This window comes from Methylobacterium sp. NMS14P, from assembly GCF_028583545.1.
Taxonomy (GTDB): Bacteria; Pseudomonadota; Alphaproteobacteria; order Rhizobiales; family Beijerinckiaceae; genus Methylobacterium.
Genome location: NZ_CP087106.1, coordinates 3,998,302 through 4,022,984, shown reverse-complemented (window position 1 = coordinate 4,022,984; position 24,683 = coordinate 3,998,302). Strand labels below are relative to the sequence as shown.

The following is a 24,683-nucleotide window of genomic DNA, read 5'->3' as shown; positions in this document are numbered from 1 at the left end:
GAACCCTCCTTCGAGGACCGCTCTGGCGGTCACCTCTGGATGAGGGGGTGGGTGGGGCGAAGCTGGGAAGGCGGGCGGTTCGCGGCAGACGGGAACACGACTTGAGCAACGCAGACGCCTTCCACGACCAGGACGACCGCGCCCGCCACGAGCGGATCAAGGCGCCGCGCCCCTACCGCTTCGGCGCCAGGCGGCCGATCGAGGGCCTGCCCGAGACCTTGCCCGACCCGGTCAGGGCCTATCTCGACGTGCTGCCGGAGGGGCGCGTCGTCGGCTTCCCGCTGGCGCCCCTCGACCGCACCGGCATCCCGGTCTGGTTCGTGGCCCTGTTCCTCGACGACCCGTTCTTCGTCGGCGCGATGCCGTCGGGCATCGGCTACGGCGCCACCGACGACGAGGCGCTGATCGGCGCCGTCGCGGAGATCGCCGAGAACCTGATGCCGTCGCTCGCGGTGCTGCCCCGCGCGAAGGAGCGGGCGAGCTACACCGATCTCGCCCGCGTCTACGGAGCCAAGTCGGTCACCGACCCGCTGACCCTGTGCCTGCCCGCCGGCTCCCCGGTCGGCCGCGACACGGTGCTCGAGTGGACGCCGAGCATCCGCCACGCCACCGGCGAGATCGTCCTGATGCCGCTCGACGTCGCCGCCACCGACTATTTCGAGCTGTCGGAGGGCTACAAACCCTTCACCAACCTGATCACCAACGGTCTCGGCGCCGGGCCCGACGTGCCCTTCGCGCTGGGCCACGGCGTGCTGGAGCTGCTCCAGCGGGACGGCAACGGCCTGCTGTTCCGGGCCCTCGACCAGGGCGTGATGCTCGACCTCGACGGCATCGGCCCCGAGAACGCCGCGATGCTGGCCCGGCTGAAGGAGCTCGGCATCCGCGCACTGCCGAAATTCGCCACCGACCAGTTCGGCCTCACCAACCTCTACGTCGTCGGCTACGACGAGGATCCGGCGCGCACGCCGGCGCCGATCGCGCTCTCGGCCTGCGGCGAGGCCTGCGATCCGGACCGGGAGCGGGCCCTGCGCAAGGCGCTGCTGGAGTTCCAGGCGGCGCGAGTGCGCAAGACCTTCGGCCACGGCCCCCTCGACATGGCCGCCACGGTGACCCCGCCGGGCTACGTCGACGCGTTCATCCAGAAGGCGCTGCCCAGCCTGGACCTCGAGGAGAGCCGCGCCCTCCAGGCCATGCTCCAATGGATCGAGATGCCGGCGGCCGACCTGCGCGGCGTGCTGGCCGACACGGTCTATTCCGAGCGGAGCACGAAGCGCTTCGCCGAGCTGCCCTCGACCCCGGCCGCCGACGGCCACGCCCGGGGGAAGATTGCCTGCGACCGGCTCCTGGAGGCGGGGTTCGACGTGCTCTACGTCGACTGCACGCCCCCGGGCGGCGGGGTCGGCGTGGTGAAGGCGATCGTGCCGGGGCTCGAGGTCGAGACCATGAGCTACTACCGGATCGGCGAGCGCAACACGAAGAAGCTCCTCGACCGCGACCATCCGCTGATCAAGTTCGGCACCGAGAGCGAGACCCTGCGGCCGGTGCGCCTGACCCCTGAAGCCCTGGAGCGGTTCGGCGGCCAGCCGCTGTTCGACGTGGCCCTGGCCGAGCGGATCGTCGGGCGGCACTATCCGCTCTACCGCGAGCCAGAATCGCACCACGCGCCGTTCCGCCTCGCCCAGCGGAAGGGGAGGGCGGCGTGACGCTCCGGTTCGCCTACAACACCAACGGCGCGGCCAACCACCGCCTCGACGACGCGATCCACCTGATCAAGGCGGCGGGCTACGACGGCGTGGCGCTCACCCTCGACATCCACCACCTCGACCCCTTCGCCGACACCTGGGCAGCGGAGGCCGGCCGGGTGGCGAGCCTGCTGGAGAAGCTGGAGCTGACCTGCGTCATCGAGACGGGCGCCCGCTTCCTGCTCGATCCGTCCGCCAAGCACGAGCCGACGCTGGTGACCGCCGACGCCGCGGGCCGCGCCCGGCGGGTCGGCTTCCTCAAGCGGGCGATCGAGATCGGCGCGATGCTCTCCGCCGAAGCGGTCTCGTTCTGGGCCGGCGTGCCGAAACCCGGCGTCGATCACGGCGAGGCCCGGCGCTGGCTGGTCGAGGGGCTGCACGAGGTCGCAGCCTTCGCGGCCGAGTCCGGCATCGTGCCCTGCCTGGAGCCCGAGCCCGGCATGCTGATCGAGACGCTCGACGATTACGCGGCCCTCGCCGTGCCGGGCCTGAAGCTCGCCCTCGACACCGGCCACTGCCTCGTCACGGGCGAGCGGGAGCCGGCGGCGGCCGTGCGGGAGTTCTCCGACCGGATCGGCACCGTGGCGATCGAGGACATGAAGCGCGGCAGCCACATCCACCTGCCCTTCGGCGAGGGCGATATGGACGTGCCGGGCGTGCTGGAGGCGCTGGAAGAGGTCGGCTTCGGCAAACTGATCTGCGTCGAGCTCTCCCGCGAGAGCCACCGGGCCGACGTGATGATCCCGCAGGCACTCGAGTATCTCCGCGGCTGCCGACGGCCCGGCCCGGTCCTGGCCGGCGAGCAGGAGACGCGGCGGCAATGGCAGTGAGCACGGCCGCCTCAACTGATGGCGCGCAAGTCATCGTTCCGGTATGGCGCGGAGTCCGGCCCCAGTCTGGCATGTTGGCTCCGACATTCACTTCGACCGCCCGGCTTCGAGATCGCGCGCGGGTCCCCTCTCCCGTGCGGGAGAGGGACAGGGTGAGGGTTGAGTACTGCCCGGATGAGGCGCGACCGGTGGGCGCGCCGATGGGGCGCTCAAACCTCAACTTTCTCACCCCTCACCCCAATCCTCTCCCGCACGGGAGAGGGGGCAGGTCGCGCTCCGTCACCGGCGGAACGCGTCCCATGGTACAACGATGAGAATCCTCTTCCTCAGCCGCCGCTACTTCCCGGCGATATCGGGCATGAGCGTCTACGCGCAGAACCTTCTGCGCGAGCTGGTCGGCGCCGGCCACGATGTCACGATGATCTCGCAGTACCGGGGCGACGCCTTCGGAACCCGGGTCTACGGGGGCGGGCCGCCGCCGCCGGTGCCGGGGGTCCGGGTGATCGGCCTGGAACAGCTCGGCGAGCAGACGTCGGGCGATTTCGAGCGCGACATCGCCACGATGGTGGACGCGATCGCCCGAGAGCACGCCCGGAAACCCTTCGACATCCTGCATGCCCAGTACGGCTACCCGACCGGCTGGGCGGTCCTGCTCGCCGCCCGCGAGCTGGGCGTGCCGAGCGTCGTCTCGATCCAGGGTGGCGACGGCCACTGGGTCGGATCCTGCTGCGAGACCCACCGGGTCGCCATGTGCGAGGTGCTGGCCCACGCCAACGCGCTGCTGATCGGCGGCGCCTCCTTCGTGGACGAGGTCTGCGAGCGGCTCGGGTCGGACCCCGCCCGCTTCACCATCGTGCCCGGCGCGGTCGACACCGACCGGTTCGCGCAGGGCACGCCCGACGGCCTGCCCGCGCCCCATGCGGGCCCGGTCCGGCTGTTCTACCACGGCCGGGTCGACCGCCGGAAAGGCGTGCTCGACTTCATCGAGGCCCTGGCGATCCTGCGCGCGCAGGGCACGCCGTTCGCCGCCACCGTCTCGGGGATCGGGCCCGACGTGGACCCCGCCAGGGCGCTCGCCGCGGAGCGCGCCTTCTCGGAGCGCGAGATCGCCTTCACGGGCTACGCCGAGTACGGCTCCGTGCCCGACCTCTACCGCCGCGCCGACGTCTTCGTCTCGCCGACCTACGCGGAGGGCTTCTCCAACACGATCCTGGAGGCGCTCGCGGCCGGGCTCGCCACCGTCTCGTGCCACGCGGTCGGCGTCTCGGACTGCCTGCGCGACGGGGAGAACGGGCTGCTGGTCAACCCGGGCGACGTCCCGGCGCAGGCCGCCGCGCTGACCCGGATCATCACGGACGCCGACCTGCGCCGCCGCATCGCGACGGCCGGGCTCGAGGAGTGCCGGCGGGTCTACTCGTGGCACGCGGTCGGGCGGCAGATCATGGAGGTCTACGCGCGGGTGCGCGACGAGCGGCCGGCCACCGACTTCTCGCCGGACCTGCCCCACGATCCGACCTGCCGCTTCCGCGCCGAGCCGCACCTGCTCTGAGGGATCCGCCAGATTCGGGAATCCCGATCCACGCCCTCATCCTTCGAGGCCTCCGCTACGCTGCGGCATCTCAGGATGCGGTCGAGGGTTGAGTGTCGTCCCAGCCGACAGGCTCTGAACCATGCCCACCGCGCTCGCCCTCTCGCCCCATCTCGACGACGCGGCCTTCTCGTGCGGCGGCCTCCTGGCAAGCCTCGCGCAAGCTGGCTGGCGCGTTGTCATGGCAACCCTGCTCACCGGCAGCGTCGCCGAGCCGAGGGGCTTCGCGCTCGCCTGCCAGCTCGACAAGGGCCTGCCGGCCGAGGTCGACTACATGGCGCTGCGCCGGGATGAAGACATCGAGGCCGCCGCCGCGCTCGGCATCGCCCCGCCCGTGCACCTGCCGTTCCGAGAGGCGCCGCACCGGGGCTACGGCTCGGCGCCGGAACTCTTTTCCGAGGCCCGCGCGGATGACGGCATCGCGGCCGACCTCGGGCCCGCCATCGCGGAGCTGATCGCTGTCGAGAGACCGGATCTCCTCCTCGCACCCCAGGCGATCGGCGGCCATGTCGATCACGTCCAGGCGGTCCGGGCGCTGCGCAGTCTCGACCCGCTTCCCCCGATCCTGTGGTGGCGCGACTTTCCCTACACGGTGCGCGAGACCGCTCCCCGGGAGCCGCTCGCGGCCCTGTTCGCCGAGCTTTCCGAGCAGACCGTGACCCTCGCCCCGGACGCGCAGGACCGGAAGCGCGCCGCCTGCGCGGCCTATGCCAGCCAGATCGGATTCCAGTTCGGCGGCGTGGCCGGCCTCGACGCGCGCCTCGCCCGGGAGCGGGGCATCGAGCGCTTCCGGCGGTCGGCCCCCCGCGGCCCCGCGATCCCCGGCCTCGATGCCGGCTGAGCCGATGGCGCCGAAGGCGCTGGCCGATCCGGAGGCCCTCGCGGCCCGCCGCGCCCTGATCGACAGCCCCCACATCGCGCCGATCCGGGCGCTCGCCGCGCGGATCTCCGCCGAGCGCGGTGCCCCGGTCCCGGCGCCCGATCCCCTGGACGGTGGCGTCGGCGCGCGGATGCTCCTCCTCCTCGAGACGCCCGGCCCGGCGGTGCTGCGCACCGGCTTCGTCACCCGCGACAGCGCGAACGGCACGGCCGCGAACCTGTTCCGCTTCCTCGCCGAGGCCGGGCTCAGCCGGGCCGACACGCTGATCTGGAACGCGGTTCCCTGGCTGATCCACGCCGAGGGCGCCCGCAACCGGGCGCCCCGCCGGGCGGAGGTCGCGGCGGCCGCGCCCTATCTGGCCCCGCTCCTCGACCTGCTGCCGCGCCTCGCCGTGGCGGTGCTGGCCGGCCGCTTCGCCGGGGAGGCGGCGCCTGCCCTCGCGGCGCTCCGCGCCGACCTGCCGGTGATCCGGGTGCCGCACCCGAGCCCGACCTACGTCTGCACCTCGCCGGAGGTGCCCGAGCGGATCCGGCGCGGCCTCGCGGAGGCGGCCGCGATCCTCGATCGGGCCTCCGCCTGAGGATAGATCGCCCGTCACGGGCCCGCCTTCCCTGGCCTTGCGCGCCGGTTCGGCCTACATGCGGGGCGACGGGCCGCGGTCCGGGAGATTCCGGCACGGGCTGACGGCCTTCGGCCGGGCCGCGCAGCCGGAAGGGCGGACGCCGATCGGCATGAATTTTCAGGGACAGCACCGGAGTCCGGCCGAGCCGGTCGAGCCGGTCCAGCACGATGCCGAAGCGGGCTCGAAGCGGAAGAGCCGGCGCAGCCGCTATGCCTGGATCGGCACGGCGGCCAGCATCGTGCTGTTCGCGGTCTCCCTCGGCGTCCTGTGGAAGCTCGTGCAGAGCGTCAGCTGGGCGGAGGTGCGCAGCGCCATCGCGGCCGCGACCGCCGAGCAGCTCGGACTCGCCTTCCTGTTCGTCGGCGTCAGCTACCTGTTCCTGACCGGCTACGACGCGCTGGCCCTGCGCCAGCTCAAGATCAAGGTGCCGTACCGGATCACCGCGCTCGCCTCGTTCACGAGCTACGCGGTGAGCTTCACCCTCGGCTTCCCGCTGCTCACCGCCGGGACGATCCGATACTGGATCTACGCCCGGCAGGGCCTCTCGACGGCCAAGATCGCCGCCCTCACCGTCATCGCCGGCTTCACCTTCTGGCTCGGCATGGGCGTGGTGCTGGGCCTGAGCCTGATCATCGAGGCCGGCCAGCTCGCCGGGCTCGCCTTCACGTCGATTCGGATCAACCAGGGTGTCGGCCTCGCGGCGCTCGCCCTGGTGCTCGGCTACCTCGCCTGGGTGTCGGCCAAGAAGCGCAGCATCACCGTGAAGCACTGGCGCCTGGAGCTGCCCGGGGCCTCCGTGTCGATCGGCCAGATGCTCGTCGGCATCGGCGACGTCTGCGCGGCGGCGGCGGTGCTCTACGTCCTGCTGCCCCAGGAGACGACGCTGGGCTTCACCACCTTCCTGGCGATCTACGTGCTCGCCGCCATGCTGGGGATCGCGTCGAACGCGCCCGGCGGCATCGGGGTGTTCGAGGCCACCGTGCTCCTCGCCCTGTCGAGCCTGCCGCGCAACGAGGTGCTGACCTCGCTGCTGCTGTTCCGCGGCTGCTACTACGTCGTGCCGTTCGTGACCGCCCTGGCGATGCTCGGCCTCTACGAGATCGTGAAGCGCGCGGGCGGCGCCCGCGATCCCGGCCCGCCGGAGGGCACCGCCGGGCCGTCCGGCCGGGCGTGGCGCGACGAGTCCGAGTCCGAGCCCCGCTGACCGGCCGGCCGCGCCCGTCATGTCCGGCCGCCTGCGCAGCTCTCCCGCCTGGACCGGCGCCGCGATCGCCGCGGGCCTGCTCGGCCTCGCCACCGCCCTGGCCGGGCGGCTGGACCTCCCGCTGATCCTGATCGGGCTGGCGGCGGTCTGCCTGGGCGGCTGGCTCGGGGGGCGCGGCCGCGAGGCCCCCGTCGCGCGACCGGCCGCCGCCACGCCGCGCCACGCCGTCGCCGAGGCGCTGCTGGCCCACGTGCCGGACCCGGTCATCCTCGTGGACCGGCGCACCCTGGTGCTGGAGGCCAATCCCGCCGCCCGGGCACTCTTGCCGGCCCTCCATCAGGCCCGGCCGCTGTCCTTCGCGCTCCGCGACCCGGAGGTCCTCGACGGCATCGAGGCCGTGCTGAGTTCGGGCCTCCCCCGCCGCGTCGCCCTGTCGACCCGGGTGCCGCTGGAGCGGACCTTCGAGGTCCAGATCGGCGCCCTGCCGATGCCCGACGGGTCCGGCGTCAGCGCGCTCCTGTTCCTGCGCGACCTCACCTCGGCCCGGCGCCTCGAGGCCATGCGGGTCGATTTCGTCGCCAACGCGAGCCACGAGCTGCGCACGCCGCTCGCCACCCTGATCGGCTTCATCGAGACCCTGCAGGGGCCGGCCCGCGACGACGCGCAGGCGCGGGAGCGCTTCCTGGAGATCATGCGCGTCCAGGCCCTGCGGATGACGCGCCTGATCGACGACCTGCTGTCGCTGTCGCGGATCGAGCTGCGCGAGCACGTCGCCCCCACCGCGGTGGTCGATCTCGGGGCGCTCGCCCGCCAGATGGTCGACGCCCAGGGCCCGCCCGCCGAGGCGCGGGGCGCCGCGATCCGGCTGGAGGAGGGGGCCGGCCCCTACGCGGTCCCCGGCGACGCCGACGAGCTCGCCCGGGTGATCGAGAACCTGATCGAGAACGCCGTGAAGTACGGCGGCGGCCGGATCAGCGTCGGGCTCATACGCGAGGACGACCCGCGGCTCGGCCGCCGCGTCGTCCTGTCGGTCGCCGATGACGGGCCGGGCATCCCGCCCGAGCACATCCCGCGGCTGACGGAGCGGTTCTACCGGGTCGACGTCGCCTCGAGCCGCGCCCGCGGCGGCACGGGGCTGGGGCTCGCCATCGTCAAGCACAGCCTCAACCGCCATCGCGGTCGCCTCGCCATCGAGAGCGCGGCCGGGGAGGGGACGATCGTGCGGGTCAGCCTGCCGGAATACGGCGCCGCGCCGCCGCAGCCCGCGGCCGATCAGGCCGGCCCGGCGTAGGGGCCGATCCCGAGCCCGGCCTCGACGCGCCCGACCCAGGCGCGGATCGCCGGGTATTCCGCGAGGTCGAAGCCGCCCTCATGGGCCATGCGGGTGTAGGCGACGAGCGCCACGTCGGCGAGGGTCAGGGTCTCGCCCGCCATGAAGACCGAGCGCGCGAGGGTGCCCTCCATCAGCCGCAGGGCGTCGGCGCCGCGCTCGGCCAGCTTCGGGTCGAGATCCTCGGGCGCCCGCTTGAGGTAGTGGAGCTGGTAGCGGCGGACCGCGATGTAGGGCTCGTGGCTGTACTGCTCCCAGAACATCCACTGCAGCATGCGGGCGCGGGGCAGGGGCTCCGCGGGCACCAGCGCGGAGCCCTCCGCGAGATAGACGATGATCGCGTTCGACTCCGACAGCACGGTGCCGTCGGGCAGGACGACGAACGGCACGCGGCCGGCCGGGTTCAGGGCGAGGAACTCGGGTTCGCGCGTCCCGCCGCCCGGGACGTCCACGTCGCGCCAGACCGCCGGGATGCCGAGACGGGCCGCGACCCACTTGACCTTGAGGCAGTTCCCGGAACCCGGGTCGCCGTAGATCGTCAGCGGTTCGCTCATCCGTGTCCCCGTCGCTCCGGTGGGCGGCGACCTTGGCCGGCCAAGCGCGATTCGACAACGGCGGCGGCTCTGCATCGACCGGTCCGACGTGAACCGTCGCCCGCGATGCCCTTGACCTTCCCATCATGGGAAGCCTCATCTGACCGGGCATGGATGCTTCGAACCGGATCACCGCCATGTCGAAATCCGTCGCCCTGACCGTCCCCGTCGAGGGCATGTCCTGCGCCTCCTGCGTCGGCCGCGTCGAGCGCGCCCTCGCGGCGCTGCCCGGCGCCCGGGAGGTGGCGGTGAACCTCGCCACGCATCGGGCCAGCCTCGTCCTCGACGGCGCCGCGAGCCCGGGCGACGTCGCGACGGCGCTGGCGGAGGCCGGCTACCCCGTCCCCGAGACGCAGAGCCTCCTGGCCGTGGAGGGGATGTCCTGCGCGAGCTGCGTGGGCCGCGTCGAGCGGGCGCTGGCCGCCGTGCCGGGGGTGACCGGAGCCAGCGTCAACCTCGCCGCGGGCCGGGCCGCGGTCCGACATCCCGAGGGGGTGGTGCCGATGGAGGCGCTGGTGGCGGCCGTGGAGACGGCCGGCTACGAGGCACGGCCGGTCGAGGCCGGCCACTCGGTCGACCCCTCCGCCCGTCAGGCCGAGGAGGGTCGCGCCCTGCACCGCGACCTGATCGTCGCCGCCCTGCTGTCGGTGCCCGTCGTGGTCCTAGACATGGGCGGCCACCTCCTGCCCGCGCTGCACGGCGGCCCCGTGACGGCCCTGGTCCAGGCGGTGCTGGCCACCCTGGTCCTCGCCGGCCCAGGGCGGCGCTTCTTCCTGCGCGGCGGTCCGGGCCTCCTGCGCGGCCATCCCGACATGAACGCCCTGGTCGCCCTCGGGGCGGGCGCCGCCTACCTGTACTCGCTGGTCTCGACCCTGGCGCCCGACCTCCTGCCGGCCGGGGCGGCGCACCTCTACTTCGAGGCGAGCGTCCTGATCGTCACGCTGATCCTGCTCGGCCGGACGCTGGAGGCCGGCGCCAAGGGGCGCACCGGTCAGGCGATCGCGCGGCTGATGGACCTGACGCCGAAGACCGCCCGGGTCGTCCGCGACGGCGCGGAGACCGAGGTGCCCCTCGACGCCCTGCGCCTCGGCGACGTGGTCCGGGTGCGTCCCGGCGAGCGGGTGGCGGCCGACGGTGCCGTGGTCGCCGGCAGCAGCCACGTCGACGAGAGCATGGTCACGGGCGAGCCGGCCCCGGTGCGCAAGGGGCCGGGCGATACCGTGGTCGGCGGGACGCTCAACGGCCGCGGCAGCCTCGACCTGCGGGTCGAGGCCGTGGGCGGCGCCACCGTGGTGGCGCAGATCGCCGCCATGGTGGAGCGGGCCCAGGGCGGCAAGCTGCCGATCCAGGCGCTGGTCGACCGCGTCACCGGGCGATTCGTTCCGGCGGTGATCGGCATCGCCGCGGTGACCTTCCTGGCTTGGCTGATCCTGGCACCGGCCCCGGCGCTGGGTCCGGCCCTGGTCAACGCCGTGGCGGTGCTGATCATCGCCTGCCCCTGCGCCATGGGGCTCGCGACGCCGACCGCCATCATGGTCGGCACCGGGCGCGCGGCGGCGCGCGGCGTGCTGTTCCGCGACGGCGCGGCGCTGCAGGGCCTGCGCGACGTGCGGGTCGTGGCCCTCGACAAGACCGGCACCCTCACCGAGGGGCACCCCCGGCTCACCGACATCGTCCCGGCCGCCGGCATCGCGGAGGACGCGGCGCTGGCCCTCGCGGCCGCGCTGGAAACCCGGTCCGAGCACCCGCTGGCCGGTGCCGTCGTGGCGGCGGCCCGCGACCGCGGCCTCGACCTGTCGGAGCCGGACAGTTTCGAGGCGGTGGCGGGCTTCGGGATCTCCGGACGGGTCGGGGGCCGGACCGTGGCCCTCGGCGCGCCGCGCTACCTGGAGCGTCTCGGAATCGCCCTGGACCCGGATCTCGCCGCCCGGGCCGAGGCGCTGGCGGGCGCGGGTCGGAGCCCGATCCACCTCGTCCTCGACGGCCGCCACGCCGCGATCCTGGCGGTAACCGATCCCGTGAAGCCGGGCGCCCGCGCGGCGGTGGCGGCCCTCAAGGCGAGGGGGCTCGCGGTGGCGATGGTCACGGGCGACGATCCCGTCACCGCGGCCGGCGTGGCGCGGGGCCTCGGCATCGACGCCGTGGCCGCCGGTGTTCTGCCCGGCGGGAAGGTCGAGGCCGTGCAGCGATTCCGGGCCGCGCACGGGCCGGTGGCCTTCGTGGGCGACGGCATCAACGACGCGCCGGCCCTGGCCGAGGCCGATGTCGGGCTGGCGATCGGCACCGGCACCGACATCGCCGTCGAGAGCGCCGACGTGGTGCTGATGTCGGGGGATCTGGACGCCCTGGTCGAGGCGCTGGCGCTGTCGCGGGCGGTGATGGCCAATATCCGCCAGAACCTGTTCTGGGCCTTCGCCTACAACGCCGCGCTGATCCCGGTGGCGGCGGGCGTGCTGGTGCCGCTCGGCGGCCCGGCCCTGTCGCCGGTCCTGGCCGCGGGCGCCATGGCGTTCTCGAGCGTGTTCGTCCTGGGCAACGCCCTCCGTCTGCGCCGGGCCGGCGGGCGGCCCGCGAACGCCGCGGCGCCGGCGCTCGCCGCGAGGCCGGCATGAGCGCGCCGCCCCTGACGATCGGCGAGGCGGCGCGCCGCACCGGCGTCTCGGCCAAGATGATCCGCTGGTACGAGGCGACCGGCCTGTTGCCGCCGGCCGCCCGGTCCGAGGCCGGCTACCGCCACTACGGCGAGGCGGACCTGCACACGCTGCGCTTCATCCGCCGCGCCCGCGACCTCGGGTTCAGCGTGGACGCGATCGCGGATCTCCTGGCGCTGTGGCGCGACCGGACCCGGCCGAGCGCCGGGGTGAAGGCGATCGCGCAGGCGCAGATCGCGGATCTGCGCCGCCGCATCGCCGAGATGGAGGGCATGGCCCGGACGCTGGAGCATCTGGCGGAGGCCTGCTGCGGCGACGCGCGCCCGGAATGCCCGATCCTCGACGATCTCGCGGCGGGGGATCACGGGCCGACGCGGCGGCGCGCGATCCGCGCGCTCCCCGAGCGTGGCCGTTGACGGCGGCTCTGGCCCCGGCTTTGCTGGTCCGGCCCACCCGCCAAGGCCACGAGAGCCCCGACCCGATGCCCGTCCTCGAACGGATCCACGCCTTCGCCGACACGATGACGGCCTGGCGGCACGACCTGCACGCCCATCCCGAGCTGCTCTACGACGTCGATCGCACCGCCGGCCTCGTCGCCGAGACGCTGCGGTCCTTCGGCTGCGACGAGGTCGTCACCGGCATCGGCCGCACCGGGGTGGTCGGCGTCATCCGCGGCCGGGGACGCACCTCCAACCGCGCCATCGGCCTGCGCGCCGACATGGACGCCCTGCCGATCCAGGAGGTGCGCGACCTGCCCTACCGCTCCACCGTGCCGGGCAAGATGCACGCCTGCGGCCACGACGGGCACACCGCCATGCTGCTCGGCGCCGCCAAGTACCTCGCCGAGACCCGGGATTTCGACGGCGCGGCCGTGCTGATCTTCCAGCCGGCCGAGGAGGGCGGCGGCGGCGGTGAGGCCATGGTCGACGACGGCCTGATGGAGCGGTTCGGGGTCGAGGCGGTCTACGGGATGCACAACATCCCCGGCATGGCGGTCGGCACCTTCGCGATCCGGCCCGGGCCGATCATGGCCTCGACCGACCGCTTCACCGTCACCATCGAGGGGCGGGGCGGGCACGCGGCCCTGCCGCAGAACGCCGTCGACAGCGTGCTCGTGGCGAGCCACGTCATCATCGCCCTGCAGAGCATCGTGTCGCGCAACCTCGACCCGGTGCAGTCGGCCGTGGTCTCGGTCTGCGCGCTGGAGGCCGGCGAGGCCTTCAACGTCCTGCCGCAGACCGTCACCATGCGGGGCACGATGCGCACCCTGTCCCAGGCCGTGCGCAGCCAGATCAAGGCGCGGATCGAGACCCTGGTGGCCGAGATCGCCGGCGGCTTCGGCGCGCAGGGCCGGGTCGAGTACGGGGCGAGCTACCCGGTGACCGAGAACCATCCCGCCGAGACCGACTTCATGGCCGGCGTCGCCGCGGCGCTGGTGGGTGGGGAGAACGTCGACCGGGCGGTGGCACCGATGATGACCGCCGAGGACTTCTCCTACATGCTCGGCCGCCGCCCCGGCGCCTACATGTTCATCGGCAACGGCGACAGTGCCTCGCTCCACCACCCGCACTACGACTTCAACGACGCGGCCGCGCCGTACGGGGCCTCCCTGTGGGCGCGCCTGATCGAGACCGGGCTGCCGCGCACCGCCTGAGCGCGCCGCCCGCTCTCCCGTCGCTCGCCGAGGCCGTCCCGGTCTGGCTGCGGGTGGCGGCCCTCTCCTTCGGCGGACCGGCCGGGCAGATCGCCGTGATGCACCGCATCCTGGTGGAGGAGCGGCGCTGGATCTCGGAGCGGCGCTTCCTGCACGGGCTCGGCTTCTGCACCCTGCTGCCGGGTCCGGAGGCGCAGCAACTCGCCACCTATATCGGCTGGCTGATGCACGGGCCGGCGGGCGGGCTCGTTGCCGGGGGGCTGTTCGTGCTGCCGGGGCTCCTCGCCCTGATGGCCTTGAGCTGGCTCTACGTGCTCTACGGCCACGTCGACGCGGTCGCCGGGCTGTTCTTCGGGCTCAAGGCGGCCGTGCTCGCCATCGTACTGCACGCCCTCTGGCGGCTGGGCGGTCGCGCCCTGCGCGACCGTACGGACCGGCTCGTGGCGCTCGCCGCCTTCGTGGCGATCTTCGCCCTCGCGGTGCCGTTCCCGCTCGTCGTGGTCGCCGCCGGCCTGCTCGGCCTCGCCCGCGGCCAGCGCCCGGCCGCCGAGGGCGCGGCGGATCCGGCGGAGGAGGCGGACGTCCTGATCGGCGAGGCGGCGCTGCCGCGGGAGCGCGTCGGCGCCGCGTCCTCCCTGCGGACGGCCGCGCTCTGGCTCGCTTTCTGGCTCCTGCCGGTGGCGGCGCTGCTGGTCCTGCCCGGCGTGCCGCCGGTCTTCGGGCAGGTGGCGCTGTTCTTCTCCAAGATGGCCCTCGTGACCTTCGGGGGCGCCTACGCGGCGCTCGCCTACGTGGCGCAGCAGGCGGTGGAGCATTTCGGCTGGCTGAAGCCCGGCGAGATGCTCGACGGGCTCGGCCTCGCCGAGACCACGCCAGGCCCGCTGATCATGGTGCTCCAGTTCGTGGGCTTCCTGGCGGGGTTCCGGGCGCCCGGCGCCCTGCCGCCGCTGCTCGCCGGGACGCTCGCAGGGCTAATGACGACCTGGGTCACCTTCGTGCCGTGTTTCCTGTGGATCTTCGCCGGCGCGCCGCTGATCGGGCGCCTGCGCGGCAGCCGCCGGCTCGCGGGGGCGCTCTCGGCGATCACCGCCGCGGTGGCGGGGGTGATCCTCAACCTCGCGGTCTGGTTCGGGCTGCGGACGCTGTTCGCCCAGGTCGAGACCGTGCCGCTCGGGCCACTCAGGCTCGACCTGCCGGTGCCGGGCAGCCTCGATCCGGCCGCCCTGCTGCTGACCCTGGCGGCGATCCTCGCGGTGTTCCGGTTCGGGCTCGGGACGCTCCAGACCCTGGCGCTCTGCGCCGGGGCCGGGATCCTGCTGCGGCAGGCGGGGCTCGCTTGAGCCGCACCGTCATCGCGCGCGCAGCGAAGCGTCCCAGGGCTGCGCACCCTCGATCAGCGCAGGGCTGACTCGATGGCTTCGCTGCGCTGGCGCGGACGAGCGGCGATCAGCGGCCGTAGCGGGCCTTGAGCAGCGCGTAGGTCAGCCGCGCGGTCTGGACCTCGCCGCCCTCCGGCCGGCCGGGCTTGGTCGAGGGGTTCCAGCCGTAGAGGTCGAAATGGCCGTGCGCCTTCGTGTTCGGCGCGAAGCGGCGCAGGAACAGGGCCGCGGTGATCGCCCCCGCGAACGGCCCGCTGGAGACGTTGTTGAGGTCGGCCACCTTGGAGTCGAGCAGGCTCGCGTAGGGCGCGTGCAGCGGCATGCGCCAGACCGGATCGATCGCCGTCCGCCCGGCCCGCGCCACCGCCTCCGCCAGCGCGTCGTCCTCCGTGAAGAAGGCCGGCAGGTCCGGCCCGAGGGCCACCCGGGCCGCGCCGGTCAGGGTCGAGAAGTCGAGGATCAGCTCGGGCGAGTCCGCGTCCGCGAGGGCGAGCGCGTCGGCGAGGATCAGTCGGCCCTCCGCGTCGGTGTTGCCGATCTCGACGCTGAGCCCGGCCCGGCTCGGCAGCACGTCGCCGGGTCGGAAGGCGTTGCCGGAGACCGCGTTCTCCACCGCGGGGATCAGCAGGCGCAGGCGCAGGCGCAGCCCGGCGCCCATGACCATGTCGGCGGCGGCCAGCGCCGCGGCGGCGCCGCCCATGTCCTTCTTCATCAGCAGCATCGCGGCCGATGGCTTGAGGTCGAGGCCGCCGGTGTCGAAGGCGACGCCCTTGCCGACCAGGGTCACGCGCGGCGCGTCCGCCGGCCCCCAGGTCAGGTCGATCAGCCGCGGCGCCCGGGGCGAGGCGGCGCCGACCGCGTGGATCAGCGGGTAGTCCCTGGCGAGCGCCTCGCCCTGCGTGACGGTGACGGTGGCGCCGTGGCGGTCGCCGAGCGCCCGGGCGGCCGCCTCGATCTCGGCGGGTCCGAGATCGTTGGCCGGCGTGTTGACGAGGTCCCGGCCCAGCGCCACCGCGGCGGCGATCCGCTCCACCTCGGCCGCGTCGATGCCGGCCGGCGCCGCGAGCCGGGCCTTGGCCCCGCCGCCGGACCGGTATCGGCCGAAGCGGTAGCTGCCCATCAGCCAGGCGAGGGCGGCCTCGGCCGGCTCGGGGGCGTTGTCGAGGCGGAAGGTCCCCTCCGGCAGCAGGCCCGGCAGCTTGCCGACGAGGAGGCGGTCGTAGGCCGCGGCCTCCGGATCTCCGAGGCCGAACAGGACCCGCGCGAGGCTGCCGTCCGGGCCGGGCAGGAGCGCGAGGCTGCCCGCCTTCGGCTTGAAGCCGATGGCCTGGGCGAAGCTCCTCTGGGCCGGCTCCAGGCCGGACTCGACCGCCGCCCAGCCCCCGGTCGTGACCAGCGTCACCGGTACGGCCTGCGTGTCGCCGGGCAGGAGGCCGCGGGTCGTCGCCGGATTCTCGGCCTGGGTCATGTGCCTCTCGCGTGCCGCCCGGACCGGCGGCTTAACGGGTGATTAGGGTTAACGCTCTATCACCGGCCGGCCGGGAGCGTGAAGCGCGTGCCATCGCGTCCGGTCCAGATGCCGGCGGAGCGCACCATGATGACGGCCCTGTTCCGGGTCACCCAGTCCCAGGCCCGCGCCGGACGCCGCGCCGCCCTCGCGGCCGCCGTCGCGCTCGGCCTCGCCGGCTGCAACACCGGCTCTCCCGAGACGACCGGGTCGATCGGCCCCCTCGGCGGCCCGTCGGCGGCCGCCGCGGCGCCCTCCCGGCAGGACGTCGACCGGCTGGCCGAGCGCTTCAACGCCGACCCCACCGACGGGCGCACCGCGATGGCCTACGCGCGCGCCCTGCGGGCCACCGATCAGATCAGCCAGGCCTCGGCGGTGCTGCAGCAGGCCGCCCTGCGCAACCCGCGCGACCGGGCCCTTCTCGGCGCCTACGGCAAGTCGCTGGTCGAGGCGGGCCGCTTCCGCGAGGCGATCGACGTGCTGTCCAACGCGCACACCCCGGCCAATCCCGACTGGCGCATCCTGTCGGCGCAGGGCTCGGCCTCCGCCCAGCTCGGCGAGCAGGCGCGCGCGCAGGGCTTCTACGAGGCCGCACTCAAGATCCGGCCGAACGAGCCCTCGCTCCTGTCCAATCTCGGCCTGTCCTACGCGCTGTCGCGCAACCTCGATCAGGCCGAGCAGACCCTGCGGCTCGCCGCCGACCAACCCGGCGCCGACGCGCGGGTGCGGGCGAACCTCGCCATGGTCCTGGGCCTCAAGGGCCGCTTCGCCGACGCCGAGGCCGTTCTGCGCCGCGACATGAGCGCCGAGGAGGCGGCCACGAACGTCGCGTCCCTGCGCAAGCTCGCGGCTCAGCCGAATCGGTCGAAGGCGCTGTCGAGGGCCGGTGTGCCCGGGGAAGGGTAGGGCGCCTGCTCGGCGCGACTCCCCCTCGGCGGGCTCGCGGATTCACGCAGCGGGACCGGCAACACCAGTGCAGGGTGGAGCGCGGGACCCCTCTCCCGAGCGGGAGAGGGACACGGTGAGGCATCAGGTCTGTCCGACCGAGACGCGACCCGTGCGCGCGTCGATGGCGCGCTCGATACTGATCGCTCGCTTCTCGCCCCAACCCGCTCGCGCTCGAGAGAGGGGGCCTGTCGCGCTCTGCCGCCAGCGTCGATGTCCGCTGGAGATGCGAGAGTCTCACAGGCCTCTGCAGCGCGCGCCCATTCGCCGCCACGGTCCCCGACAGGAAAACGCACCTGTCATGACGACCCGGTAGCGGCCAGATTCGAAAAGTTCTATATCCCTCCGCGGCTGCGCCGCGCGGCATCACGGGCGTCCAAATCGCCCCCGCGCATCGTCCTGCCCGGGCACTCCCGGGGCGGCGCGCGCCCGTCGGGCGCTACACAGGCCGAACACAGACTTCGTAGCGCAGGTCTTGCCTGCGCGTGTTCGACAACCCGCAGCGAGGATAGAACCAGCCGTGCCCTCACTCGACAGCTTCAAGGCCCGCCAGACGCTTCAAGCCGGCGGCAAGACCTACACCTACTATTCCATCCCCGCGGCCGAGAAGAGCGGCCTCGCCTCGGCGGCCGCGCTGCCCTTCTCCATGAAGGTGATCCTCGAGAACCTGCTGCGCTACGAGGACGACCGCTCCGTCCGCAAGGCCGATATCGAGGCCGCCGTCGGCTGGCTCGAGCAGAAGGGCAAGGCCGAGGTCGAGATCGCGTTCCGCCCGTCGCGCGTGCTGATGCAGGACTTCACCGGCGTGCCGGCGGTGGTCGACCTCGCGGCGATGCGCGACGCCATGGTGGCGCTCGGCGGCGACCCGCAGAAGATCAACCCGCTGGTGCCGGTCGATCTCGTCATCGACCACTCGGTGATCGTCGACGAGTTCGGCACCCCGAAGGCGCTGGCCGACAACGTCGCCCTGGAATACGAGCGCAACGGCGAGCGCTACACCTTCCTGAAGTGGGGCCAGTCGGCCTTCGACAACTTCTCGGTGGTGCCTCCGGGCACCGGCATCTGCCACCAGGTGAACCTGGAATACCTGTCGCAGACCGTGTGGACGAAGTCCGAGGACGGCTCCGACGTGGCCTACCCGGATTCGCTGGTCGGCACCGATTCGCACACCACCATGGTCAACGGCATGGCGGTGCTGGGCTGGGGCGTCGGCGGCATCGAGGCCGAGGCGGCCATGCTCGGCCAGCCGCTGTCGATGCTGATCCCCGAGGTCGTGGGCTTCAAGCTGTCGGGCAAGCTGCCCGAGGGCACCACCGCCACCGACCTCGTGCTCACCGTCACCCAGATGCTGCGCAAGAAGGGCGTGGTCGGCAAGTTCGTGGAGTTCTACGGCCCCGGCCTCGACGACATGGCGGTCGCCGACCGGGCCACGATCTCCAACATGGCCCCCGAGTACGGCGCGACCTGCGGGTTCTTCCCGGTCGACCAGAAGACCATCGACTTCCTGAAGGTCACCGGCCGCTCGGACGACCGGATCGCCCTGGTCGAGGCCTACGCGAAGGCGCAGGGCATGTGGCGCGACGCCGGCACGCCCGACCCGGTCTTCACCGACACGCTGGAGCTCGACATGGGCGAGGTCCGGCCGTCGCTGGCCGGCCCGAAGCGCCCGCAGGACCGGGTGCTCCTCGACGGTGCCAAGCCCGGCTTCGCCGCCTCGATGGAGACCGAGTTCAAGAAGGCCGCCGACCTCGCCCGCCGCTACCCCGTCGAGGGCACGAACTTCGACATCGGGCACGGCGACGTGGTGATCGCCGCGATCACGAGCTGCACCAACACGTCGAACCCCTCGGTGATGATCGGCGCGGGCCTGCTCGCCCGCAACGCCGTCGCCAAGGGCCTGCGCTCCAAGCCGTGGGTGAAGACCTCCCTGGCGCCCGGATCGCAGGTGGTCGGCGAGTACCTGGAGAAGTCCGGCCTGCAGGAGCCGCTCGACGCGCTCGGCTTCAACCTCGTGGGCTTCGGCTGCACCACCTGCATCGGCAATTCCGGCCCGCTGCCGGAGGCGATCTCGAAGGCGATCAACGACAACGACGTCGTCGCCGCGGCGGTGCTCTCGGGCAACCGCAACTTCGAGGGCCGGGTGAACCCCGACGTGCGGGCGAATTACCTCGCCTCGCCGCCGCTGGTGGTCGCCTACGCGCTGGCCGGCTCGCTCCAGATCGACATCACCACGGAGCCGCTGGGCCAGGGATCCGACGGCAAGCCCGTCTACCTGAAGGACATCTGGCCGACCTCGGCCGAGGTGCAGCAGTTCATCGAGGAGAACATCACCTCGGCGCTGTTCAAGTCGCGCTACGCCGACGTGTTCGGCGGCGACCAGAACTGGAAAGACGTCGAGGTCACCGAGGCCGAGACCTTCGCGTGGAACCCGGGCTCCACCTACGTGCAGAACCCGCCCTACTTCGTCGGCATGGAGAAGACGCCGAAGCCGGTCGAGGACATCGAGGGCGCGCGCATCCTCGGCCTCTTCCTCGACTCGATCACCACCGACCACATCTCGCCAGCGGGCAACATCCGCGCGGCGTCGCCGGCCGGCGAGTACCTGCAGTCGCACCAGGTGCGCGTGCAGGACTTCAACCAGTACGGCACAAGGCGCGGCAACCACGAGGTGATGATGCGGGGCACCTTCGCCAACATCCGCATCAAGAACCAGATGGTGAAGGACGCCTCCGGCGGCGTGGTCGAGGGCGGGTGGACGCACTTCCAGCCGTCCGGCGAGAAGATGTTCATCTACGACGCGGCGATGAAGTACGCGGAAGCCGGCACCCCGCTCGTCATCTTCGCCGGCAAGGAGTACGGCACCGGCTCGTCGCGCGACTGGGCCGCGAAGGGCACGAAGCTGCTCGGCGTCCGCGCCGTGGTGGCCGAGAGCTTCGAGCGCATCCACCGCTCGAACCTCGTCGGCATGGGCGTGGTGCCGCTGGTCTTCCAGGGCGACACGAGCTGGCAGTCCCTGGGCCTGAAGGGTGACGAGACCGTCACCATCAAGGGCCTCGCGGGCGAGCTGAAGCCCCGCCAGACGCTGACCGCGGAGATCAAGTCCGCCGACGGCTCGGTGAAGCAGGTCCCGCTGACCTGCCGGATCGATACGCTCGACGAGCTCGAGTACTTCCGCAACGGCGGCATCCTGCCCTACGTGCTGCGCTCGCTCGCGGCGTGAGACTCCGGAGGGCAGCGTCCCCGCTGCCCGTGCGGAATTCAGGCGGCGCCCACCGGGTGCCGCCTGACTCGTTTTCGGTCGGTGCCGTCGTCCGACGCGCCACCCTGTCATCGCGAGCGCAGCGAAGTGATCCAGGGCGGCGCGACAGAGGAAGTCCTTGCGCCGGCTGGATTGCTTCGCTCCGCTCGCAAAGACGGTGGTGTCTGACAACCTCGCTTCTGTCGCCGAGCAGGTCATTTCGCTTGCGCGCAACCTTGTTTCGCGCGCGGGCCGCCCCATAACCCGGCTCCTGAAGCCAGGATGGGACCCCGATGAAGCACCTCAGCAAGACCCTCGTCGCCGCCGGCCTGACAGCCCTGCTGTCGAGCGCGGCCTTCGCCGCGCAGGTCGAGCGCGTCCGCGGGACCGTCGACAAGGCCGACGGCAGCACGCTCACGATCAAGACCGACGACGGCAAGACCGAGACGGTCGACGTCGCCGGCGCCAAGTTCGCCTGGGTGGTCCCGTCCAGCCTCGACGCGATCAAGGACGGCGTCTTCATCGGCACCGCCACCAAGGGCGAGAACCCGATGACCGCCCTGGAGGTCGTGCTCTTCCCCGAGTCGATGCGCGGCACGGGCGAGGGCCATTACGGCTGGGACTCGATCACCGACCACACCGCGGGCGCCGGCGCCAAGGTGAAGAGCGCGATGACCAACGGCACCGTGAAGGCCGAGTCGTCGAACGCCCCGAAGGTCAAGAGCGCCATGACCAACGGAACCGTCAAGGCCGACAAGGCAGCCTCGGGCGGCGAGCGCACCCTGACGGTGAGCTACGGCAAGGAGGGATCCAAGGAGATCGTGGTCCCGTCCTCGGCGCCGATCGTCGCCTTCGAGCCCGCCGACAAGGCGATCCTGACGCCCGGCTCCAAGGTCTTCGCCGTGGTCGCCAAGGACGGCGCCAAGGCCGAGGGCAAGCTCGTGGCGGTCGGCAAGGACGGCCTGACCCCGCCCATGTGAGGATCGTCGCGGGGCCGGGCGCCGGACAGAACCGCTGCCCGGCCCCGCATCGCAGAGATTCCCGCACGGTCTGCACGGCGCGGCGGACCCGGTCTCCGACCGCGCCCGACCGCCTGTGCACGCGGAGTGCGCATACAGTCGGCGCCGAACGGGATTAAAATCGCCGTCTCAGCGTGCCACGCGCTGGCACCCTGCACACAAATCGCGCATGGTCGCCCGCCGAGCGGACCGCCAACGAGGCCGCGGCGGAGGAGTCCATCATGGGTGCTGGAGTGGCAGGCGCGATCGCGCCTGGGGGAACGCCGAGTCTGCTGTCGCGCGAGCGGATCGTCGCAAAGCCGGGCTTCAACCGGTGGCTGGTGCCACCGGCGGCCCTGGCAATCCATCTCTGCATCGGAATGGCCTACGGCCTGTCGGTGTTCTGGCTGCCGCTGACCCGGGCGCTCTCCGTGGGCAAGCCGGCGCCCGCCGCCTGTCCCGACATGGGCGTGATGACGGCCCTGTTCACCACCACCTGCGATTGGCGCGTCAGCGACCTCGTCACGGTGTTCTCCATCGGCATCGTCGTGCTCGGCCTCTCGGCCGCCCTGTTCGGCGGCTGGCTGGAGCGGGCGGGCCCGCGCAAGGCCGGCATCGCGGCGGCCCTCTGCTGGGGCGGCGGCTTCCTGATCGGCGCCTTCGGCGTCTACATCCACCAGCTGTGGCTGGTCTGGCTCGGCATGGGCCTGATCGGCGGCGTCGGGCTGGGCCTCGGCTACATCTCGCCGGTCTCGACGCTGATCAAGTGGTTCCCGGATCGCCGCGGCATGGCCACCGGCATGGCGATCATGGGCTTCGGCGGCGGCGCGATGATCGGCTCGCCCCTGGCCGACAGCCTGATCAAGAGCTTCCGGACCGCGGACTCGGCCGGCGTCTGGCAGACCCTCGCGGTGATGGGGGTGGGGTACATCCTGTTCATGTTGGGCGGCGCGTTCGGCTACCGCGTGCCGCCGGCCGGCTGGCGCCCGGACGGCTGGACCAGCCCGACCGCCAAGAACGCCATGATCGCCTCGGGGCACGTCCACCTGCGCGACGCCCACAAGACCTTCCAGTTCTGGATGATCTGGCTCGTCCTGTTCCTCAACGTGTCCGCCGGCATCGGCGTGCTGGCCCTGGCCTCGCCGATGCTCCAGGAGATCTTCGGCGGCGAGCTGATCGGCCTGCCCGGCACCGGCTTCTCGGCCCTCGACGCCGGCCAGAAGGCACAGGTCGCGGCCATCGCGGCCGGCTTCGTCGGCCTGCTGTCCCTGTTCAACATCCTGGGCCGGTTCTTCTGGGCCTCGATGTCGGACCGGATCGGCCGCAAGGTCACTTACGCGATCTTCTTCGCGCTGGGCGGCCTCCTGTACGCGGCGGCGCCCTGGGCCGCCGGCATCGGCTCGCAGGCGCTGTTCGTCGCGATCTTCTGCGTGATCCTGTCCATGTACGGCGGCGGCTTCGCGACGGTGCCGGCCTACCTCGCCGACGTGTTCGGCACGCAGTTCGTGGGCGCGATCCACGGGCGCCTGCTCACCGCGTGGTCGATGGCCGGCATCGTCGGGCCCTTCGTCATCACCAAGATCCGCGAGGCGCAGGTCGCCGCGGGCGTGCAGGGGGCCGACCTCTACGGCCGGACCATGTACGTGCTGGCGAGCTTCCTGGCGGTCGGCTTCCTCTGCAACCTGCTCGTCCGGCCCCTGGCGCAACGCTGGTTCATGTCCGATTCCGAGCGGGCCTCCCTGGACGTCCGCGCGGGCGCCACGGCCTCGGGGCCGTCCGGCTCCTTCGGGATCGGCCGCGGCGGCTTCAGCGCCGGGGCCGCCCTGGCCTGGGCGGTGGTCGGCATCCCGATCATCTGGGGCATCGGCATCACGCTGTCGAAGGCGTTCATCCTGTTCCGCTGAGCGGGCACGCTCGGTTGTGGCGGGCACGGCGGGTCGCTAGGTTTCCGGCGCCTCGCCGTGCCGGGATGCCGTCGTCGTGATCGACAAGCTGGACTTCCTGCTCGCGCTCGCCCGCGAGCAGCATTTCGGGCACGCCGCCGAGGCCTGCGGCGTGACCCAGCAGACCCTCTCGGCCGGCGTGAAGCAGCTGGAGAACCGCTTCGGCGTGCAGCTCGTCTTGCGCGGCTCTCGTTTCCAGGGCTTCACCCCCGAGGGCGAGCGGGTCCTGGAATGGGCGCGGCGCATCGTGGCCGACGCGCGGGCCATGCACGAGGAGGTCACCGGCCTGCGCCGCGGCCTGACCGGCCACCTGCGCATCGCCGCCATTCCCACGGCGCTGCCGATGATCGTGAACCTCACGACGCCCTACCGCGAGCGGCACCCGGACGTGCGGCTGACGGTCGAGTCGGCCACCTCCGCCGACATCTTCTCGCTGATCGAGAACCTGGAGGCGGATGCGGGCCTGACCTACCTCGACAACGAGCCCCTCGGGCGGGTGATCTCCGTTCCCCTCTACCGGGAGCGCTACCGCCTCGTGACGGCGATCGGCGGCCCTTTCGAGGGACGCACCAGCGTCACCTGGGCCGAGACCAGCAGGCTGCCCCTCTGCCTGCTCACGCCGAACATGCAGAACCGGCGGATCATCGACCATCAGATCCGGGAGGCGGGTGCGGATCCCGCCTCCACCCTCGAGTCGAACTCGATGATCGTGCTGCTGACCCATGTGCGCACCCTGCGCTGGGCCTCGATCATGCCGGAGATCCTGGTCGACGCCCTGGGCCCCATGGCCGGCGTGCGCACCATCCCGATCACCGCGCCGGACCTGGAGCACACGATCGGCCTCGTCGCCCCGCGGCGCGAGCCGTCCACGCCGATGGTGACGGCGCTCGTGGCTATCGCGCGGTCCCTGGCGCGGACGCTCGATCCGGATCTGGCCGCGTCGGGGCCCGCCTGAGCGGTCGGTTCCGCACGCGGACCGGGGCGCGGCGGTCCGGGAGCAACCCGCGGGTCGCACGGAGCGCGTGCACCGGCAGCGTCAGGACGAGCCAGATCGCCAGTACGGCCGCGATGATGAGGATCGCCAGCAGGATCCGCTGCATCGAACCCGCCCCCTGCCCGCCGGGCTGGTCGCAATCGCGGGCCGGAGATCGGCCGCGGAATCGCGCAGCGTCCGGGACGAGCGACGGTTAACGATTCGTGCTGGCGCCAGGCTGTCGGCCGCACGGGCGGTGGCCGAGCAGCCACCGGGCCCGCGCGCCATCACCGCGCGCGAGGCGGTGCCGGGCATAGAAAAAGCCGCTTCGTCTCCGAAGCGGCTTCCCGTCGGCGGTCAGGCTGCGACGCAGCCCGCGGCCTTACTTGATCTTGGTCTCCTTGAAGTCGACGTGCTTGCGCGCGACCGGGTCGTACTTGCGCATCGTCAGCTTCTCGGTCTGCGTGCGGGAGTTCTTCTTGGTGACGTAGAAATAGCCCGTGTCGGCGGTGGAGACGAGCTTGATCTTGACGGTGACGGCCTTGGCCATGGCGCGGCGCTCCTGCAGGGTGCGGCATTCCGCGTGAGCGAAACGCAAATGGCCGG

The 24,683-nt window shown here is 72.7% G+C and carries 19 protein-coding genes; 16 read left to right on the top strand and 3 right to left on the bottom strand.

The window, feature by feature from the left end; all coding sequences use genetic code 11:
* Window positions 1-101: 101 nt before the first annotated feature.
* From LOK46_RS19075 to LOK46_RS19045, 7 genes are all read left to right on the top strand, one after another.
* On the top strand, window positions 102-1,703 hold the full coding sequence (locus tag LOK46_RS19075; RefSeq protein WP_273559756.1) for a YcaO-like family protein: 1,602 nt from the start codon (window positions 102-104) through the stop codon (window positions 1,701-1,703).
* The gene (locus tag LOK46_RS19070; protein ID WP_273559755.1) at window positions 1,700-2,572 is read left to right on the top strand and encodes a sugar phosphate isomerase/epimerase family protein; all 873 of its coding nucleotides are present in this window, start codon (window positions 1,700-1,702) and stop codon (window positions 2,570-2,572) included. The genes LOK46_RS19075 and LOK46_RS19070 overlap by 4 nt, the downstream gene beginning before the upstream one ends.
* Window positions 2,573-2,882: 310 nt before the next feature.
* Complete coding sequence (locus LOK46_RS19065; protein ID WP_273559754.1) at window positions 2,883-4,121, top strand: glycosyltransferase family 4 protein; 1,239 nt, start codon at window positions 2,883-2,885, stop codon at window positions 4,119-4,121.
* Between the two features lie 121 nt (window positions 4,122-4,242).
* Window positions 4,243-5,001 carry a PIG-L deacetylase family protein gene (locus LOK46_RS19060; RefSeq protein ID WP_273559752.1) on the top strand — a complete coding sequence of 253 codons (759 nt, stop codon included), beginning with the start codon at window positions 4,243-4,245 and terminating at the stop codon, window positions 4,999-5,001.
* Complete coding sequence (locus LOK46_RS19055) at window positions 4,991-5,620, top strand: uracil-DNA glycosylase (protein WP_273559750.1); 630 nt, start codon at window positions 4,991-4,993, stop codon at window positions 5,618-5,620. The genes LOK46_RS19060 and LOK46_RS19055 overlap by 11 nt, the downstream gene beginning before the upstream one ends.
* 151 nt (window positions 5,621-5,771) lie before the next feature.
* A complete protein-coding gene (locus LOK46_RS19050; RefSeq protein ID WP_273559748.1) occupies window positions 5,772-6,866 on the top strand; it encodes a lysylphosphatidylglycerol synthase domain-containing protein in 1,095 nt (364 codons plus the stop codon).
* Between the two features lie 19 nt (window positions 6,867-6,885).
* A complete protein-coding gene (locus tag LOK46_RS19045) occupies window positions 6,886-8,157 on the top strand; it encodes an ATP-binding protein (protein ID WP_273559746.1) in 1,272 nt (423 codons plus the stop codon).
* Here LOK46_RS19045 and LOK46_RS19040 read toward each other — a convergent pair.
* A complete protein-coding gene (locus tag LOK46_RS19040; protein WP_273559745.1) occupies window positions 8,139-8,750 on the bottom strand; it encodes a glutathione S-transferase family protein in 612 nt (203 codons plus the stop codon). The genes LOK46_RS19045 and LOK46_RS19040 overlap by 19 nt on opposite strands.
* 176 nt (window positions 8,751-8,926) lie before the next feature.
* Here LOK46_RS19040 and LOK46_RS19035 point away from each other — a divergent pair, with 176 nt between their 5' ends.
* The 4 genes from LOK46_RS19035 (at window position 8,927) to chrA (ending at window position 14,434) form a co-directional block, all read left to right on the top strand.
* Complete coding sequence (locus LOK46_RS19035) at window positions 8,927-11,401, top strand: heavy metal translocating P-type ATPase (RefSeq protein WP_273559743.1); 2,475 nt, start codon at window positions 8,927-8,929, stop codon at window positions 11,399-11,401.
* The gene (cueR, locus tag LOK46_RS19030) at window positions 11,398-11,856 is read left to right on the top strand and encodes a Cu(I)-responsive transcriptional regulator (RefSeq protein WP_273559741.1); all 459 of its coding nucleotides are present in this window, start codon (window positions 11,398-11,400) and stop codon (window positions 11,854-11,856) included. The genes LOK46_RS19035 and cueR overlap by 4 nt, the downstream gene beginning before the upstream one ends.
* A 65-nt stretch (window positions 11,857-11,921) precedes the next feature.
* Complete coding sequence (locus tag LOK46_RS19025) at window positions 11,922-13,094, top strand: M20 aminoacylase family protein (RefSeq protein ID WP_273559739.1); 1,173 nt, start codon at window positions 11,922-11,924, stop codon at window positions 13,092-13,094.
* The gene (chrA, locus tag LOK46_RS19020) at window positions 13,052-14,434 is read left to right on the top strand and encodes a chromate efflux transporter (RefSeq protein WP_443192828.1); all 1,383 of its coding nucleotides are present in this window, start codon (window positions 13,052-13,054) and stop codon (window positions 14,432-14,434) included. Before LOK46_RS19025 ends, chrA begins: the two co-directional genes overlap by 43 nt.
* Before the next feature lie 106 nt (window positions 14,435-14,540).
* Here chrA and LOK46_RS19015 read toward each other — a convergent pair whose 3' ends face one another.
* A complete protein-coding gene (locus LOK46_RS19015) occupies window positions 14,541-15,941 on the bottom strand; it encodes a leucyl aminopeptidase family protein (RefSeq protein WP_273559736.1) in 1,401 nt (466 codons plus the stop codon).
* A 126-nt stretch (window positions 15,942-16,067) separates the two neighbouring features.
* On the opposite strand from LOK46_RS19015, the gene LOK46_RS19010 reads away from it, so the two are divergent.
* From LOK46_RS19010 to LOK46_RS18990, 5 genes are all read left to right on the top strand, one after another.
* Window positions 16,068-16,886, top strand: a complete 819-nt coding sequence (locus LOK46_RS19010; protein ID WP_273564636.1) for a hypothetical protein — start codon at window positions 16,068-16,070, stop codon at window positions 16,884-16,886.
* 559 nt (window positions 16,887-17,445) lie between these two features.
* Entirely contained in the window at window positions 17,446-20,145 is a 2,700-nt protein-coding gene (gene acnA / locus LOK46_RS19005) for an aconitate hydratase AcnA (protein WP_273559734.1), read from the top strand.
* A gap of 311 nt (window positions 20,146-20,456) precedes the next feature.
* Window positions 20,457-21,143, top strand: a complete 687-nt coding sequence (locus LOK46_RS19000; protein ID WP_273559733.1) for a metal ABC transporter permease — start codon at window positions 20,457-20,459, stop codon at window positions 21,141-21,143.
* A gap of 260 nt (window positions 21,144-21,403) precedes the next feature.
* Window positions 21,404-23,065: an OFA family MFS transporter gene (locus LOK46_RS18995; protein WP_273559731.1), complete on the top strand. Its 1,662-nt coding sequence runs from the start codon at window positions 21,404-21,406 to the stop codon at window positions 23,063-23,065.
* A 76-nt stretch (window positions 23,066-23,141) separates the two neighbouring features.
* A complete protein-coding gene (locus LOK46_RS18990) occupies window positions 23,142-24,059 on the top strand; it encodes a LysR family transcriptional regulator (protein WP_273559729.1) in 918 nt (305 codons plus the stop codon).
* Between the two features lie 400 nt (window positions 24,060-24,459).
* Here the strand turns inward: LOK46_RS18990 and rpmG are convergent, their stop codons facing one another.
* Window positions 24,460-24,627 carry a 50S ribosomal protein L33 gene (rpmG, locus tag LOK46_RS18985; protein ID WP_020092568.1) on the bottom strand — a complete coding sequence of 56 codons (168 nt, stop codon included), beginning with the start codon at window positions 24,625-24,627 and terminating at the stop codon, window positions 24,460-24,462.
* Window positions 24,628-24,683 lie beyond the last annotated feature (56 nt).

Coding starts and splice junctions, on each gene's coding strand:
- LOK46_RS19065 (WP_273559754.1), top strand. CDS start 2,883: ATGAGAATCCTCTTCCTCAGCCGCCGCTACTTCCCGGCGATATCGGGC.
- LOK46_RS19055 (WP_273559750.1), top strand. CDS start 4,991: ATGCCGGCTGAGCCGATGGCGCCGAAGGCGCTGGCCGATCCGGAGGCC.
- LOK46_RS19040 (WP_273559745.1), bottom strand. CDS start 8,750: ATGAGCGAACCGCTGACGATCTACGGCGACCCGGGTTCCGGGAACTGC.
- LOK46_RS19050 (WP_273559748.1), top strand. CDS start 5,772: ATGAATTTTCAGGGACAGCACCGGAGTCCGGCCGAGCCGGTCGAGCCG.
- cueR (WP_273559741.1), top strand. CDS start 11,398: ATGAGCGCGCCGCCCCTGACGATCGGCGAGGCGGCGCGCCGCACCGGC.
- LOK46_RS19025 (WP_273559739.1), top strand. CDS start 11,922: ATGCCCGTCCTCGAACGGATCCACGCCTTCGCCGACACGATGACGGCC.
- LOK46_RS19010 (WP_273564636.1), top strand. CDS start 16,068: ATGATGACGGCCCTGTTCCGGGTCACCCAGTCCCAGGCCCGCGCCGGA.
- rpmG (WP_020092568.1), bottom strand. CDS start 24,627: ATGGCCAAGGCCGTCACCGTCAAGATCAAGCTCGTCTCCACCGCCGAC.
- LOK46_RS19015 (WP_273559736.1), bottom strand. CDS start 15,941: ATGACCCAGGCCGAGAATCCGGCGACGACCCGCGGCCTCCTGCCCGGC.
- LOK46_RS18995 (WP_273559731.1), top strand. CDS start 21,404: ATGGGTGCTGGAGTGGCAGGCGCGATCGCGCCTGGGGGAACGCCGAGT.
- LOK46_RS19060 (WP_273559752.1), top strand. CDS start 4,243: ATGCCCACCGCGCTCGCCCTCTCGCCCCATCTCGACGACGCGGCCTTC.
- LOK46_RS19045 (WP_273559746.1), top strand. CDS start 6,886: ATGTCCGGCCGCCTGCGCAGCTCTCCCGCCTGGACCGGCGCCGCGATC.
- LOK46_RS19035 (WP_273559743.1), top strand. CDS start 8,927: ATGTCGAAATCCGTCGCCCTGACCGTCCCCGTCGAGGGCATGTCCTGC.
- LOK46_RS19000 (WP_273559733.1), top strand. CDS start 20,457: ATGAAGCACCTCAGCAAGACCCTCGTCGCCGCCGGCCTGACAGCCCTG.